This window comes from Novispirillum itersonii subsp. itersonii ATCC 12639, from assembly GCF_000381985.1.
Classification (GTDB): domain Bacteria; phylum Pseudomonadota; class Alphaproteobacteria; order Rhodospirillales; family Rhodospirillaceae; genus Novispirillum; species Novispirillum itersonii.
Window position 1 is genome coordinate 20,715 of record NZ_KB907353.1, and the last position, 15,719, is coordinate 36,433.

At 66.1% G+C, this 15,719-nt stretch carries 16 protein-coding genes; 12 read left to right on the forward strand and 4 right to left on the reverse strand.

The features are described from left to right. Positions 1–11: 11 nt before the first annotated feature. From G365_RS0117885 to G365_RS0117900, 4 genes are all read right to left on the reverse strand, one after another. The gene (locus G365_RS0117885) at positions 12–842 is read right to left on the reverse strand and encodes an amidohydrolase family protein (protein WP_019646912.1); all 831 of its coding nucleotides are present in this window, start codon (positions 840–842) and stop codon (positions 12–14) included. A gap of 46 nt (positions 843–888) precedes the next feature. After that, positions 889–2,019, reverse strand: coding sequence for a mandelate racemase/muconate lactonizing enzyme family protein (locus G365_RS0117890; protein WP_026345482.1), 1,131 nt, complete (start codon positions 2,017–2,019; stop codon positions 889–891). An 82-nt stretch (positions 2,020–2,101) separates the two neighbouring features. Next, positions 2,102–3,022 carry a 5-dehydro-4-deoxyglucarate dehydratase gene (kdgD, locus tag G365_RS0117895; protein ID WP_019646914.1) on the reverse strand — a complete coding sequence of 307 codons (921 nt, stop codon included), beginning with the start codon at positions 3,020–3,022 and terminating at the stop codon, positions 2,102–2,104. A 249-nt stretch (positions 3,023–3,271) separates the two neighbouring features. Beyond that, complete coding sequence (locus G365_RS0117900; RefSeq protein ID WP_019646915.1) at positions 3,272–4,042, reverse strand: FadR/GntR family transcriptional regulator; 771 nt, start codon at positions 4,040–4,042, stop codon at positions 3,272–3,274. Positions 4,043–4,392: 350 nt separating this feature from the next. On the opposite strand from G365_RS0117900, the gene G365_RS0117905 reads away from it, so the two are divergent. The 12 genes from G365_RS0117905 (at position 4,393) to G365_RS23250 (ending at position 15,643) form a co-directional block, all read left to right on the forward strand. Continuing rightward, on the forward strand, positions 4,393–5,385 hold the full coding sequence (locus G365_RS0117905) for a TRAP transporter substrate-binding protein (RefSeq protein ID WP_019646916.1): 993 nt from the start codon (positions 4,393–4,395) through the stop codon (positions 5,383–5,385). A gap of 73 nt (positions 5,386–5,458) precedes the next feature. Continuing rightward, positions 5,459–6,073 (forward strand): TRAP transporter small permease, encoded by a 615-nt coding sequence (locus tag G365_RS23245; protein WP_019646917.1) that lies wholly within the window; start codon positions 5,459–5,461, stop codon positions 6,071–6,073. A 32-nt stretch (positions 6,074–6,105) separates the two neighbouring features. Next, positions 6,106–7,389, forward strand: a complete 1,284-nt coding sequence (locus G365_RS0117915) for a TRAP transporter large permease (protein WP_019646918.1) — start codon at positions 6,106–6,108, stop codon at positions 7,387–7,389. Positions 7,390–7,434: 45 nt separating this feature from the next. Then, positions 7,435–8,235, forward strand: coding sequence for an NAD-dependent epimerase/dehydratase family protein (locus tag G365_RS0117920; RefSeq protein ID WP_019646919.1), 801 nt, complete (start codon positions 7,435–7,437; stop codon positions 8,233–8,235). 14 nt (positions 8,236–8,249) lie between these two features. Beyond that, positions 8,250–9,827 carry an aldehyde dehydrogenase (NADP(+)) gene (locus G365_RS0117925; RefSeq protein WP_019646920.1) on the forward strand — a complete coding sequence of 526 codons (1,578 nt, stop codon included), beginning with the start codon at positions 8,250–8,252 and terminating at the stop codon, positions 9,825–9,827. Positions 9,828–9,901: 74 nt separating this feature from the next. Further along, positions 9,902–11,701, forward strand: coding sequence for an ABC transporter ATP-binding protein (locus tag G365_RS0117930; RefSeq protein ID WP_019646921.1), 1,800 nt, complete (start codon positions 9,902–9,904; stop codon positions 11,699–11,701). Between the two features lie 41 nt (positions 11,702–11,742). After that, positions 11,743–12,183: a toxin-activating lysine-acyltransferase gene (locus G365_RS0117935; RefSeq protein WP_019646922.1), complete on the forward strand. Its 441-nt coding sequence runs from the start codon at positions 11,743–11,745 to the stop codon at positions 12,181–12,183. 2 nt (positions 12,184–12,185) lie between these two features. Continuing rightward, a complete protein-coding gene (locus tag G365_RS0117940; protein WP_019646923.1) occupies positions 12,186–12,677 on the forward strand; it encodes a 3-hydroxyacyl-ACP dehydratase FabZ family protein in 492 nt (163 codons plus the stop codon). Beyond that, positions 12,670–13,962 (forward strand): beta-ketoacyl-[acyl-carrier-protein] synthase family protein, encoded by a 1,293-nt coding sequence (locus G365_RS0117945; protein ID WP_019646924.1) that lies wholly within the window; start codon positions 12,670–12,672, stop codon positions 13,960–13,962. The genes G365_RS0117940 and G365_RS0117945 overlap by 8 nt, the downstream gene beginning before the upstream one ends. After that, complete coding sequence (locus G365_RS0117950) at positions 13,928–14,710, forward strand: SDR family NAD(P)-dependent oxidoreductase (RefSeq protein ID WP_081628618.1); 783 nt, start codon at positions 13,928–13,930, stop codon at positions 14,708–14,710. Before G365_RS0117945 ends, G365_RS0117950 begins: the two co-directional genes overlap by 35 nt. Before the next feature lie 46 nt (positions 14,711–14,756). Beyond that, positions 14,757–15,008, forward strand: a complete 252-nt coding sequence (locus G365_RS0117955) for an acyl carrier protein (RefSeq protein ID WP_019646926.1) — start codon at positions 14,757–14,759, stop codon at positions 15,006–15,008. Beyond that, complete coding sequence (locus tag G365_RS23250) at positions 15,005–15,643, forward strand: 4'-phosphopantetheinyl transferase family protein (RefSeq protein ID WP_019646927.1); 639 nt, start codon at positions 15,005–15,007, stop codon at positions 15,641–15,643. The genes G365_RS0117955 and G365_RS23250 overlap by 4 nt, the downstream gene beginning before the upstream one ends. The last annotated feature ends 76 nt before the right edge of the window (positions 15,644–15,719 follow it).

Below are 15,719 nucleotides of genomic sequence, written 5' to 3' on the forward strand. Positions count from 1 at the left end.
CCCTCCCCGCGTCAGGCAAAGCCATAAAGGCGGGCCGGGTTCTCGACAAACATCAGGCGCTGCGCCGCTTCATCAGGCTGCCAGTGCCGCACCACGTCCAGCAGGGCGCGGTCATCGGGCCGACCGTCTGGCGGGCACATCACATGGGGCCAGTTGCTGCCCCACAGTATCCGGTCCGGCGCGTGGGCCATCACCCGGCGGGCCACCGCCCCGACATCCTCATAGTCCGGCGCCCCGGCACGGGAAATCTCATAACATCCGGCAATCTTGACATAGCAGTTGCCGCGGTCGATCAGCCGCAGCAGGGTGTCCACCCGGGCATCTCCGGCTGGCACCGGCTCGAGAAATTTACCGATATGGTCGATAACATACGGACCGGGGATTTTCTCCAGTGCCGCAACGTAGTCCTCAATCTCGCGCCCGTCGAACTGCACGATGCACGACCAGCCGAAGGCGGCAATCCGCTCGGAAACCGGCGTCAGGGCCGGCATCCGGTAAGCGCCCCCCAGATTCATAATCCGGCATCCCCGGACGCCCAGCGCCGTCAGGCGTTCCATCTCAGCATCACTCAGATCAGCCCCGGCGGCGATCACCCCCCGGGCAGAGTCCCCAAGATCGGCCAGAGCCTCCAGAACCGGGGTATTGTCTTTCTGATGGGCATTGGCCTGCACCACCACCACCCGGCGGCAACCAAGCTGGCCCTGCACCTGCTGCCGGTACGCCGTCAGATCGGGAAAATCCGCCGGACACGGCGGCCCGCCCGGCTGTGACGGAATGTGCGCCGGGTACAGGTGCATATGGCTGTCAATCGCCTCTGGCGGCAGTGGCACAAAATCAGACATCTGAGGTCCTCTCCGGGACAAAACAGGGATAGTTGGGACGGACCGTTCAGGCCGGGGCGTAAGCCGCCAGTGCCTCACGGTTAATCTCAATGCCAAGACCGGGGCCACCGGGAACTGTCAGGATGCCATCCACCGGCTCTAACGGTGTGGTGACAATGGCCTGCCGGAACGGATTGGGGGTGCGGTCAAATTCCAGATGCGGCGACCGCGCCTCATGCGCCGGGGGGGTCGGCGGCAGAATCGCATGGGCATGCAGTGCAGCGGCAATGGCCACCGCCGTTCCCCAGACATGGGGCACCACCCGCACCGGATAGATATCCGCCAGCGTCAGCACGCGGCGAAATTCCGATAACCCACCCAGACCGCAGACGTCAGGCTGCAGAACATCAACCGCCCCGGCCTGCAATGCCTGCGCAAACCCCCAGCGGCTATGCCAGGTCTCTCCCCCGGCCACCGGAATCGGCTGACTGCGGCGGATATGGGCGTAGGCCTCCAGCGCTTCCGGGACCACCGGCTCCTCAAACCAGGCCAGATCATAGCGCTCTGCGCGACGGCCAATGGTGATGGCATCGATGGCGTCATACCCATGGTTTGCATCAATCGCCAGCGACACATCAGGGCCAATCGCCTCGCGCACGGCGGCAATGGTCGCCAGATCATCGGCAATCCCGAAGCCGATCTTGATTTTGCAGGCGCGGAACCCGGCGGCGACGGCCGCCACCATTTCCGCCACCGTCGCATCAATACGGCTGCGCCCGACCGGACGGAACCCCCCGGTGGCATAGACCGGAATGCGGGTCCGGTGGGCACCGCCCATCAGCACATGGACCGGGGCATTGAACTGTTTGCCCGCCAGATCCCACAGGGCAATATCAATCCCGGACAGGGCCGTCATCGTCACCCCACGCTGCCCCTGATCACGGAACTGATTATAGAGGGTCAGCCAGTGCCGCTCGATTTCCAGCGCGGATACCCCGATCAGCAGGGGGGTCATCGCCTGCACCATCGCCGCGTTGGCGGTGGCCGGCCCCAGACATTCCCCCCACCCGGTCAGGCCGCTGTCAGTGACAATTTCGACCAGACAGTGAAAACGGGCATCAAACTGCGAGAAAGACGACTGAAACGGCTGATCCAGCCGATGATACAGCAGGTGAGTATGAACGGCGGTGATCCGCATGGGGCCCTCGGCTGACAGGGTAAAACACCGGAACGGACGTACAGTCCGGGGCAGGATCTGCCCCACCCCGGACAGATAAAGATCAGGCAGCCTTGGCGACGGACTGCGCCGCAATCAGGCGGGTCAGTTCGGCCAGCTCCGTCGGGGTCAGATCGGTCAGCGGCGGCCGGACCGGGCCCGGATCACGGCCAACAGCGGCCAGACCAGCCTTGATGATCGAGACAGCATAGCCGGGGGCACGGTCCCGCAGCGCCGCAAACGGATAGAAGAAATCCGTCAGAATCCGGGTCATGGTCGCCCGGTCCTTCCCCCGCATCGCACGATAAAACTCCAGCGCCAGTTCCGGCACAAAGTTGAACACGGCAGAGGAATAGGTGGTGACCCCCATGGCATCATAGGCTTCGGCGAACAGCTCGTGGGTCGGCATGCCACCGATATAGGTCAGCCGGTCGCCCAGCCGGGCGACAATTTCGCGCACCTGCTGGATGTTGCCGGTACCATCCTTGAAGCCGATCAGGTTCGGGCAGGCATCGGCCAGCCGGGCCACCGTCTCGGCATTGGCGATGCTGTTGGCGCGGTTATAGATGATGACACCGATATCCACCGCATCACAGACGGCCTTGATATGGGCATACAGGCCCGCCTGCGGGGCCCCGATCAGATAATGCGGCAGCAGCAGAATCGCATCGGCACCGGCAGCCTGCACCGCCTGCGCCACCTGCACCGCCTGCCGGGTGCCATAGCCACAGCCCGCAATGATCGGCGTGGCCCCGGCAGCCTCTTTAGCCGCCGCGACAACCTGCGGAATTTCGCCCGGTGTCAGCGAAAACAGCTCACCGGTGCCCCCGGCTGCAAACAAAGCGGCGGCGTCATACTGCGACAGCCATGCCACATGCTCCTGATAGGCGGCTGCGTCAAAGTCGTGGGTCGCTGCGTCAAAATGAGTGACCGGGAATGACAGCAGGCCGGAGCCCAGGACGGTTTTCAGCTCGGAATAATGCATCACGGGATCTTCCTGACGGGGGAGCGGCCGCCATCATCGGGGCGCCGAAGGGGAAGGGAGAGGCCCCGGACCCCATCCGTCAGACCGGCGCCGACAACAGCGCCAAGAGACGACAACAGATGGTGCCCCGGGGCCGGCGCCGGAGTCCCTCCGGCAACCGTGATGAAATAGTATGACATTCCCCCATCATGTCAACAGTCATATGATGACTTTGCGAAGATGTCATCCTGACTGCCGCGCTGAACAGCCTTACTCCCCGGCCAGACTGGTCCGGCGGTGCGCCGCCCGCGCCAGCGACCGATAGCGGTCCGTTCCCCCAGCCAGATGCTGGCGCATCGCCGCCCGCGCCGCATCCGGGTCATGCCGCAGGATCGCCTCAAGAATGGCCCGGTGCTCCTGATTCAACTGTTCTTCCAGGGCCTGATTCCGCGGCAGACCAGCCTCTTCCCGCAATCGGGACCGGGGAATCGTGCGGTTGCCGAGATACCCCAGAAACTCGACGAACCGGGGGTTGTTGGTCGCCCGGGCAATCGACAGATGAAAATCAAAATCCTCCGCCTCAGACAGATCCCCCCGCTGCAGCGCGGCTTCCAGGGCATCAAAACAGCTACAGATTTCCGCCTCCTGCGCGGGGGAACACCGGGACGCCGCCAGCGCTGCCGACTCCACTTCCACCGCCGTGCGCAGCTCCAGCGCCTCGATCACGTCAGAAATCTTCTGCGGAGAAATCTGGATAAATCCATCCCCGTCCCGCCCCCCGTCCCGCCCGGAGTCGCGGGGCGGAGGGGCCATCACAAACACCCCCACCCCCTGCTTCGGCTGCACCAGCCCGTCAGCCCGCAGGCTGGCCACCGCCTCACGGATCACCGTGCGGCTGACCCCCAGTTCGCGGTTCAGCTCCTGCTCGGTCGGCAGTTTGTCGCCGGGCTTGAGCTGGCCGGACACAATGCGGTCCCGCAGGGTTTCAATGACCTTCTGGGTCAAATTCTGGCGGGGTTGCTTCTGCGCGGCGACAGCCATGGCGTCAGTCCTCTTCTCTCGTATCCCATCGACCCGGCCCCGGAGCGGAAGGCAGGCCACCCCATCATCGGGCATCACGCATGTTGTCATATCTTTTACAAAAGAGCTATTGACCAGTCATCATATGACATGTAGCGTTCCCGTCACATGCTACCGGCTCTGTTGTCCGGTGACAACTCCCCCTACCCCACCCATTCGGATCCACGTCCGGCCCCGGATACCCGGCCAGACCCGCCGGGGCCACAACACCAGAAAACCGCTGCCCGGAGGCAAGAGGGAGCCACTCCCCGCCGGACGGACCCCTACCGGCGTCCGCCCGCATCCGCGCACCGGAAACGGGAGGTAAAACCATGATGAAAACGATGATCGCCCGCTGCGCCACCACAGCCGCCGGTACCGCCCTCGCCCTTGTTATGATGGCAGGTGCCGCACAGGCAGAATGGCGCGGCTGGAATATCCATCCCCCCGAATATCCGGTCTCCGTCGGCATGGAGAAGTTTGCCGAACTGGCCAAGGAAAAAACCGGTGGCCGCGTGACCGGCAAGGTCTATCACAGCGCTGTCCTCGGTGATCAGTCAGACGCCATCTCACAGGTTCAGCTCGGTGCCATCGATTTCGGCGAATTCAACATGGGGCCGCTGGGCACTGCCGTGCCGGAGGCCAATGTGGTCTCTCTGCCTTTCATCTTCCGCAGCGTCGATCACATGCACAAGGTGATGGATGGCCCGGTCGGGGATAAGCTGGCCGCTGCGCTGGAAAAGAAGGGACTGGTGGCCCTCGCCTGGTATGACTCCGGTGCCCGGTCCTTCTACAATACCAAAAAGCCGATCACCACGCCCAACGACATGAAGGGCATGAAGATGCGGGTGATGAACAACACCCTGTTCGTCGGCATGGTGGAATCGATGGGGGGGAACGCCACCCCGATGCCCTACAGCGATGTGTATCAGTCGCTGAAAACCGGGGTGATCGACGGCGCGGAAAACAACTGGCCGTCCTATGAAAGCTCCAACCACTACGAAGTGGCGGGATACTACTCCCTGACAGAACACCTTATTTTGCCGGAATGCCTGTGCGTGTCAAAAGCCAGTTGGTCGCGCCTGTCGGCGGAAGACCAGAAGGCCGTCCGCGAGGCCGCCCGTGAAAGCGCCACGCTGCAACGTAAACTGTGGGCCGACCGTGAGGCCAAAAGCCGCGAACTGATCGAAAAGGCAGGCGGCAAGATCAACGAAATCACCAATAAGGTCCCGTTCCAGACCCAGATGGTCGCCGTCTATGAAGACGCGATCAAAAAGACACCGGCCCTGAAGGACCTGATCGCCGAGATCAAGGCAGTTCAATAAGGCCGCCTTGCCATGGCCGGGGCGGCCCTGCGCCGCCCCGGCTTATTCTGGTCCTTTTCGGGAGGATTCCCCGGTGCTTACTCGGTTTCAGAAAACCCTCCATGCCATTCTGTCGCTGCTGGCGACACTGGTCATGGTGCTGTCAGGCGTCGCCCTTGTGGTGCTGATCGCCACCTTCGGCTGGCTGGTGTTTGGCCGCTACGCCCTTAATCAAACCCCGACGTGGGTTGAACAGCTGGCCCTGCTGCTGATCGTTTTCATCACCTTCATGGCCTCTGCCGTCGGGGTCCGCGACCGCACCCACCTCGCCGTCGATCTCCTGTTTGAATATGTGTCCCCTTTCACCCGCCGGATCATTCTGACCGTGGTCCACCTGCTGCTGGTGGGCTTTGGCCTGCTGATGACGACCCACTCCTCGACTCTGATGGCCTTCTCCTGGGATACCGAAATCCCGCTGCTGGGGGTTTCCGAAGGTCTGCGGGTCCTGCCGATGGTGCTGGGTGGCCTCCTGACTGCGGCCTTCGCTGCCGGGAACATTGTTGATGACTGGGTGGCCGAGGCCACCATCAGCGCCAGCGCCGGGCACGACAGCGACGCCGTCAGCCTGCCGCGCTCCGCCGCTGCCGAAACAGAGGACGACCTGCCCGACGCCGTCGCCGCCTCTCCGCTTCCGTCGCCGCAGGCGTAACCGCCCCGCTGCCCACTCAAGGACACCTCATCATGGGTTTGACAATTCTGCTGGGGCTGTTTGCCCTGTGTACGGTGATCGGGGTCCCGGTCGCCTATGGCATCGGAATCGCAGCGGTGGCAGCATTCGCCTATGAAGGCCTGCCGATGCTGGTCGCCTTTCAGCGGATCATGGCCGGATCGTCGATTTTCGCTCTGCTGGCGATCCCGTTCTTCATCTTCGCCGGGGAACTGATGCTGCATGGCGGCATCGCGGTGCGCCTGATCCGGCTGGCCTCCTCCACCGTCGGCTGGATCCGGGGCGGGCTGGGGCAGGTCACGGTATTCTCCAGCATGCTGTTCGGCGGTATTTCCGGCTCCGCCGTGGCGGATACCTCTGCCATCGGATCCCTGATGATCCCGATGATGAAGAAGAAAGGCTATGGCGACGACTATGCGGTCAACGTCACCATCACGTCCTCCATTGCCGGGATCATGATTCCGCCCAGCCACAACATGGTGCTGTACGTGGTGGCAGCCGGGGGCGGCATCTCTGTCTCCAAGCTGTTCCTTGCCGGTGTGGTGCCGGGCATTCTGATGTGTCTGGCCCTGTCGGTGGCCGCCCGCTGGGTGGCGGTGCGCAAGCAGTACCCAACTGAAAAATTTGAGGGCCTGCCGGTCATCATCGGCAGTCTGTTCGCCGCCCTGCCGGGCCTGTTCACTGCGGTGATCATCGTCGGCGGCACCCTGTCCGGGGTGTTTACCGTCACCGAATCCGGGGCGTTCGGGGTGATTTACGCCCTGATCGTCACTCTGCTGGTCTACCGCAAGCTGACTTGGCACGCCTTCACCGCCGCCGTTAAGGCATCGGTGCGGGTGACAGCGATGGTGATGATCCTCGTCGCCTGTGCCTCGGCCTTCGGGTACATGCTGGCGCTGTATCAGGTGCCGCAGCATCTGACCTCGCTGGTGTATTCCATCTCCGCCAATCCGATCATCGTTCTGCTGATGATCAACCTGATCCTGCTGGCCCTGGGGATGGTGATGGATATGGCCGCCCTGATCCTGATCTGCACCCCGATCTTCCTGCCGGTGGCGGTGGCGGTCGGCATGGATCCGATCCAGTTCGGCGTGATGCTGATGCTGAATCTGGGTCTGGGTCTGTGTACCCCGCCTGTCGGGGCCTGCCTGTTCGTCGGCTGCGCGATCGGCACTGTACCGATCCACCGCACGGTTCTGACCATCTGGCCGTTCTACGCTGCCATTCTGGTCACTCTGGCCCTGATCACCTACGTTCCGATGGTGTCCCTCGGCCTGCCCAATCTCCTCGGCGGTTAACCTTTCCCCGCCAGTCCATTCCCGTCCGTTTGCTGGAGTTTCCCGATGCAACGCCTGCTGATGACCGGTGCCGGAGGGATCGTCGGATCCATGCTGCGCCCGCACCTGCGCTCCCTCGCCCCCATCATCCGCCTGTCTGATCTGAAGGACCCCGGCCCGGCTGAGCCCGGCGAGGAAATCATCCTCGCCGATCTCGCCGACCCCGCCGCCGTTGACCGGGCGGTGGAAGGCTGCGATGGCATCATCCACCTTGGTGGCATGTCGCTGGAGAACACCTTCGACGTGATCCTGGATGCCAATATCCGTGGCACCTATCACATCTATGATGCCGCCCTGCGCTTTGGGGTGAAACGGGTGCTGTTTGCCAGTTCAAACCACGTCATCGGCTTCCACGAGCGGGAAACGCTGCTGGATGCCGACTCTCCCCCCCGCCCGGACAGCCTGTATGGCGTCTCAAAGGGCTATGGAGAACTGATGGCACGGTACTATTACGACAAATTCGGGATCGAGACCGCCATTATCCGCATCGGGTCCTGCTTTCCCGAACCACGGAACCGCCGCATGCTGGCCACCTGGCTGAGTGTCGAGGACATGGCCGCGCTGGTGGAACGGGTCTTCACCGTTGACCGTCTCGGCTGCCCGATCATTTATGGGGCCTCCGCCAACCGCGAAAGCTGGTGGGACAACCGTAAGACCGGCTATGTCGGCTGGGTGCCGCAGGACAGTTCTGACCGTTTCCGGCATCTGCCCCATCTGAACACCCCTGAACCTGACCCCGATGATCCGGCGGTCCGGTATCAGGGCGGGGCGTTCGTTCCGGCGGGAATGCCGGACCGTCGGCGCTGAACGGAGACCCGGCCATGACCGCACAGACCTCAGCCCTGCCCGACCCCGAAACCCTGGCACTGGAAGGCGGACACAGTATCGGTGGCAAGTGGACAGCGGTGTCCGACCGAGAGGCCACATTCCGCGCCATGGCTCCGGCCCGGCAGCATCTGCTGCCAACCGTTTTCGCCGAAGCCAATGACGTGGATGTGGAGCGGGCCGGACGGACCGCGGCAGACGCCGCCCGCCCCTTTGCCGCAACCACCCGCGACCAGCGCGCCGCTTTTCTGGACCGTATCGCCGAAGAGCTGGAGGCCCGCGGCCCGGGACTGACCGCCTGCGCCCACGCAGAAACCGCGCTGCCGGTCGCCCGGCTGGAAGGGGAACGTGGCCGGACCACCGGACAGTTGCGTTTTTTTGCCGCCCGTCTGCGGGATGGCCTTGATTTTTCCCCCGTCCACGTCCCCGGCGACGCCGCCCGCGCCCCCCTGCCCCGCCCGGATCTGCGGGTGGCTTACCGCCCGCTGGGGCCGGTGGCCGTGTTCGGGGCCAGTAATTTTCCGCTGGCCTTCTCGGTGGCCGGGGGTGATACCGCCTCGGCCCTTGCCGCCGGATGCCCGGTGATCGTCAAGGCCCACCCGGCCCACCCCGGAACATCCGCCCTGACCGCAGACGCGGTGATGGCGGCGGTACGGGCCTGTGGCCTGCCGCCCGGTGTTTTCTCCCTGCTGCAGGGCCGGGGCTTCTCCGGCGGGCAGGCGCTGGTCACCCATCCGGCGGTGCAGGCGGTCGGCTTTACCGGGTCGCTGCGGGGCGGCCGGGCCCTGTTTGATCTGGCCATGTCGCGCCCGCAGCCGATTCCGTTCTATGGCGAACTCGGATCGTGTAATCCGGTGATCCTGCTGCCCGGGGCCCTGTCCGCCCGCACAGAAGATCTGGCGCGGCAATGGGCGGCATCCCTGACACAGGGGGTCGGACAGTTCTGCACCAATCCGGGGCTCGTGCTGGCCGTGGCCGGGCCGGATCTTGAGCAGTTTCTTCAGCACGCCTGCACCGCGCTGTCGGCAGTCCCCCCGGCCCCGATGCTGACCGGCTGGATTGCCCGTGCCTATCAGGATGCCGTGACAGAACTGGGGGCCCTGCCGGGGGTCAGCACCGTGTTGCCTCCGGCCCGGATGGCCCCGGCAGAAGGTACCCCGGCCATTTTCCGGGTCTCGTCGGATGTCTGGCGCCAGACACACCGCCTGCATGCTGAAACCTTCGGCCCGGCGGCCATCGTCATCACCTGCACCGATCTGGCGGACCTGACCGCAGTGATGGACGGGCTGGAAGGGCAGCTGACGGTCAGCCTGCAACTGGACCCCGACGCCGCGCAGGACCGGGCGGCGGCCACGGCCCTGCTGCCCCTGTGTTCTGAAAAAGCCGGACGGGTGCTGTTCAATGGCATGCCAACCGGGGTCGAGGTCAGCCCCGCCATGGTCCACGGGGGCCCTTACCCCGCCAGCACCGCCGCCGCATCCACCTCTGTCGGCGGGCTGGCGATCCGCAGGTTCCTCCGGCCCGTCAGCTATCAGGACTGTCCGGCGTTTCTGACCCCACCCGGACAGATCTGAGGGCGGGGCTTCCGTCCCGGCAGCAGCTCGGGCATAACAGGGCAGCCCTCCCCCTCCGCCCCGGATGACTGGTGATGCCTGCCCTGTTACCCCGCAAACGCGTGGCCCCCCTGCTGCTGCGGCGCTTCTGCCGCCTGATCGCCGATCTCCGGGCCTCTTCCGGGCGGCGGCTGGGCCTGATTCTGCTGCTGGCGGCCATTGCCGGAACGGTGGAAGGGGTCGGCATCCTGCTGCTGGTGCCGCTTCTGGGCCTGCTGACTGCCGGGGGGGCCGCGCTTCCCCCGGCGTTTGCCCCGCTGCTGCCCCCGGCTCTGCTCGGGCTGCTGCCCCTGCTGCTGATCTATGTGGGGCTGGTCTGCCTGTCTTCCGGTCTGCTGGGGCTGCGGCAGGTGCTGTCATCACGGCTGCGGATGACCTTCATCCACCATCTGCGGCAGCAGGTCTACCGGGCGGTTCTTGATATGGAAGCCGCCCGTTTTGCCCGCCACCGCCCGGGCGCGGTGACCCATACGCTGGTCAACGACGTGATGCAGTGTGAAGTCGCCGTCAACTTCCTGCTGACACAGGCCAGCCTGTCGGTGCGCCTGATCATCGGACTGACGGTGGCGGTCAGCCTGTCACCGCTGGCCACCACGCTGGCGCTTGCCGCCGGAGCGGTGATGATCCCCGGTGGCTGGGTCCTGAACCGGATGATCTATCAGTATGGGCAGGCGGTCGGGCTGGGCCGCCGCACCATCCAGACCGCGATCAGTGAAGACCTGTCGGCGTTCCGCCTGATCAAGATCTTCGACCTTGCCGATGTCCGCGTTGGGCAGCTGCACACCCAGATGACCACACAGCACCGGCGGGAAGACAGCCTGCAAAAGGTTCTGGCCATCGCCGATCTTGCCCGGCAGGTCACCGGGGCCGCCGCCGCCGCCGGAATTGTGCTGGCGCTGGTCCACTGGGTCGGGATGGGACTGCCGGAGACCCTGACCATTCTGGTGGCGCTGATCCGGGTACTGATGCTGGCAGGCCGGACCGGTCAGGGGTGGCGGCATGTGGTCAACGCCCTTCCCGCCCATGGCCGGGTCCGGGGGCTGCTGCGGCAGGCCACACGGGCCGCCGAACCCCCGGCAGACCCCGGCACCCCCGCCCCCGATGGCCCCATCACCCTGCGGGATGTCAGCGCCCGTCATACCCCCGACCGTCCGCCGGTCCTGCACAGCCTGACCCTCACCCTGCCCCATCGCGGCCTGACGGTGCTGACCGGCCCGTCCGGGGCCGGAAAATCCACTCTGGCTGATCTGCTGCTGGGCCTGACCGAACCGGCGGACGGTGATGTTCTGGTCGGCGGCACCGCCCTGCGGGGACCGGTGCGGCGGGCATGGCGGCACCGGGTGGCGATGGTTCCGCAGGATCCGGTGCTGTTTCATGACACCATCCGGGCCAACCTGCTGCTGGCGGCCCCTGCCGCATCGGAAGCGGATCTGTGGCTGGCGCTGACCGGGGCCGGGGCCGACCGCTTTGTCCGTGCATTGCCCGCCGGGCTGGATACCTCGGTCGGGGACCGGGGGGCCGCTCTGTCCGGGGGAGAACGGCAGCGTCTGGCCATTGCCCGCGCCCTGCTGCGCCATCCGGCGATGCTGGTGCTTGACGAACCGACCAGCGCGCTGGATGCGGCATCAGAAGCCCATGTGCTGGAAACCCTGCGCGGGCTGCGGGGACGGGTGACAGTCCTGCTGATTTCCCACCGCCCGCTGCCGCCCGACTGGGCCGACGCCCGGATTCACCTCGACCGGGGCACCCACGCCCCCGAGCAGCCCACTGCGGGACAGATCACCGCAACAGGTAGGAATATTCCCCATGCCGCCCCGGTTGCCCCGCATGTATAGTGCGTATACTGGAAGGACCGGGACAGACCAGGGGGGCGTCAGTGTTCAACTTTTCGTACCTGCGGGATCCCGGCACGGATCCGGCCCCGCTGTTGCCGGGACTGGGGGCGGTGATGTGGCTGGCCCAGTATTCCCCCTTGCATCAGCGGTACCCCACCGGCCGCCTGCTGCGCCGGGTTCTGCCCAGTCTGGAGCTGAACCAATACCGTTCTTATACCCTCAATGGCCGCCCGATCGGCTTCGTCAACTGGGCCTGGCTGGATGATATCGCCTCCGCCCGCTTTGCTCAGGGCGATTATGACCTGCTGCCGCATGAGTGGCAGGGGGGGAAAAACCTTTGGTTCCCTGAAATCATCGCCCCGTTCGGCCATGGCACCGATATCATGCTGGATCTGCGCACCCAGTTCCCTGACGGCACGACGGCCCGGGCTGTTTACGTCAACCCTGACGGCAGTTTCCGCCGGGTTCAGAAGTTCCGCTGACCATGCATCTTCCCGACGCCGACACCCAGATCCGCATTCTGCGCCGCCAGCCGATCGTTGCACCGGCAGTCCCGCTGCCTGCGGTGGAAACCCTGATCCCGCACCGGCCCCCCGCCCTGCGCGTTGGGTCTCTCACCGGTTTTGATGCCGAAGCCCGCGCCGTCACCGCCGAGTGGTTCTGCGACCCCGCTGACCCGGCCTTTGCCGGACACTTTCCCGAGACCCCCGTTCTGCCTGCCACGGTTCAGACCGAGGCCATGGCCCAGACCGGGGCCTGCCTGCTGGCCCTGCATCAGGGCAGGCCGTGCCGTCAGGTCAGGCTGACGCGGTTTCACCGGGCAGAGTTCCTGCGGACCGTCTCCCCCGGCGAAACCCTGACCCTGACCGCCGGCCTGCTGGAGGTCAACAGCCTGCTGGCCGTGTTTGCGGCACAGGTCATCGTTGACGGCAGGATCTGTGCCGCCGCCATTCTGGAGGCGCACCTGTATGACTGAGATCACGCCACGCGCCGTCATCACCGGCATGGGTATCGTCACCCCTCTAGGGGACAGCCCGGCCACCGTTCACGCCGCCCTGTGCACCGGGCTGTCGGCCATAGGGCCGTGGCGGAGCATTGATGTCTCCGCCGCAGACCTGAAGATTGGCGGTGATCTCGGGGCCTATGATCCCCTGCCCCGGCTGGAAGCCCTGAAACCCCGCCTGTCAGCCCCGGCGGCACGCAGCTTGCGGCGGATGCTGCACACCCTGCCGTGGTCGATGCGTCTTGGCCTGCTTCCGGCCCTGACCGCATGGCTGGATGCCGGGCTGGACAGCGCCCCGCCCGCCGACCCGGCCCGGGTGGCGGTGATCGCCGCCGGGCACACCATCAACAGCCAGTACATCAACCGGACCGGCCTGACGTTCGAGACTGCCCCCGGCCAGATCGACGCCCTGTATGCCCTGCACAGTCTGGACTGCATCCACGCCGCCGCCGTAGGGGAGCTGATTGCCGCCCGTGGTGCGGTCTACTCCCTTGGCAGTGCCTGTGCCAGCGGCCTGCATGCCCTGCGGGCCGGACTGATGGAAATCGCCGGGGGACAGGCTGACGTGGTGGTGGTCCACGCCCCGGCGGCGGAACTGAGCGCGGTCGAGCTGCATTCCATGGCCCTGATGCAGACGGTCAGCCTGTCGGGTGATGGTCGCCCGCAACAGGCCAGCCGCCCCTTTGACCGCCAGCGTGACGGCTTTGTTCCGGCCCACGGCACCGCGACGGTGGTGCTGGAATCCCCGGCCCATGCCCATGCCCGCGGCGCCCGCATCCACGCCGGAGTGCTGGCGGTGGCGGCCACCTCTGACGGCTGCCACCTGCCGCTGCCCAATGCCGGGGGTGAGGCCCGGGCCATGGCGATGGCTCTGTCCGTCTCCGGCCTGACGGCGGGCGACATTGACATGGTCAGCGCCCATGCCACCTCCACCCCCGCCGGGGACGCCGCAGAAATCACCGCCCTGCGGCAGGTGCTGGGGGCGCGGCTGGACCGGATCCCGATCAATGCCGCCAAATCAATGCTGGGACATTGCCTGTGGGCCGCCCCGCTGGTGGAACTGGTGGTCGCCATCGAGCAGATGCGCACCGGCCTGCTGCACCCGACCCTCAACCTGACGGACCCTGACCCCGAGTTCGCTGGCCTGAACCTGTGCGCCGGGGCCCCGCAGCGTCAGACCGTGCGGGCCCTGCTGAAAAACTCCTTCGGCTTCGGAGGCACCAATGCCGCCTGTATCCTCGCCCACCCTGACGCCTGACGGCCCCCGCCGCAGCCTGTTCATCACCGGCGGCGCCGGGGGACTGGGGGCCGGACTGGTGCGGGCAGCGGCACGGGCCGGGCATAATGTCGCCTTCACCTACCGCACCAGTGCCAGCGCGGCGGACGCGCTGGCGGCGGACCTTGCGGCGGTGCCCGGTGCCGGGCGCTGCCTGCCGCTGCGGATGGATCAGCGCGACACCGACAGCGTGGAACAGGCCATCTCCGCCGCCCTGACCGAGCTGGACATTGATGCGGTGATCCTGAATGCCGGAGCCGCGAAAACCGGCCTGCTGGCACAGATGGAAGACGCTGACTGGCTGGAGGTGGTCGATACCAACCTGACCGGGGCCTTCCGGGTCTGCCGCCGGTTTCTGTGGCATTTCCTCGGGCGGCGCAGCGGGCAGTTCATCCACATCGGCTCCGTTGCCGCCGGGGGAATGGCCGGACACGCCGCCTATGCCGCCAGCAAGGCCGGTGTGGAAGGTCTGTCGGCCTCCCTCGCCCGCGAATACGGGCCGCGCGGCATCACCAGCAACGTGGTTTCCCTCGGGCTGTTCGACGGCGGGATGGGCAGCGAACAGGCCAGCGACAGCCTGCGACAGTTCTGGCTGACCCATTGCCCGCAGCGGCGCACCGGTCACGGGGATGATATCGCCTCAACCGTGCTGTTTCTCTGCTCCGGGGCTGCCACTTTTGTGAACGGTCAGGTGATCCGCCTGACCGGGGGCCTCGACTGGGCCCCCTGATGCCCACCCTGTTTCCCCCTTCCCCTGACAGACAAGAGAGACGGCCATGACCCGTGATGACGTGCTGGACATCCTGCGGCAGGAAACCATCGATATTCTGGATCTGCCCGCCGATACGGTGATGGAAGACGGCAAGTCCTTCGCCGATTACGGCGCGATCAGCATCGACATCGTCACCATCGTTTCCGGGGTGATGCGGCGGCTGAACGTCTCGGTCCCCCGGCAGGATCTGTATGACGTCCACTCTCTCGGGCAGCTGGTGGATGTGCTGCACAGCGCCTGCGCCGCCAAAGAATGACCCCTGCGCCGCCGCTGTGGCTGGCCGTACGGCGGCAGACCTCCCCCCTTCCCGCCGGGCCGCGCCTGCTGCCGGAAGAGGAAGAGCGGCTGCACCGCATGGCCCCGGCCCGGCGGGACCAGTCCCGCGCCGCCAGCCTGCTGCTGGGGCACCTGTGCGCCCGGGTCTTCTCATGCCCCCCGGCAGCGGTGGCGGTCGGGCGGACTCCTCAAGGGGCCCCGCTGGTGCAGGCCCCGGCAGCCTTACAGGTCAGCCTGTCCCACAGTGGCGGCTGGCTGGCGGCGGCGGCCCGGCGGGATGCCCCGGTCGGGGTGGACATCGAAACCGAACGCCCGGTCCGCCCCGCCGTGATCCCGGAGATCCTGACCCCGGCGGAACAGATCGCCGCCGCAGAAAACCCAGCCCGGATCATCGCACTGTGGTGCCTGAAGGAAGCCTTTCTGAAAGCCACCGGCGACGGGCTGCGCCGTGATCCCCGATCCGTGGAGTTCCGCCTTGAGGGGGATCACGTTATCTGTCATGGCGACGCCACCGGGTGGCAGGCGGCCCTGCTGTCCCCCCGGCCCGGCCTGTGGCTGGCCTGCCTTTGCCCGGTCCCGTTCACCCTGCACCACATCCTGACCGACGCGGCCTGACTCATACGGTGGGGCCAATCCGGGTGGCGTTTTTGGGGTATCAACCCCATAGAGCCCCCCGGCGGCTTCAGGCATC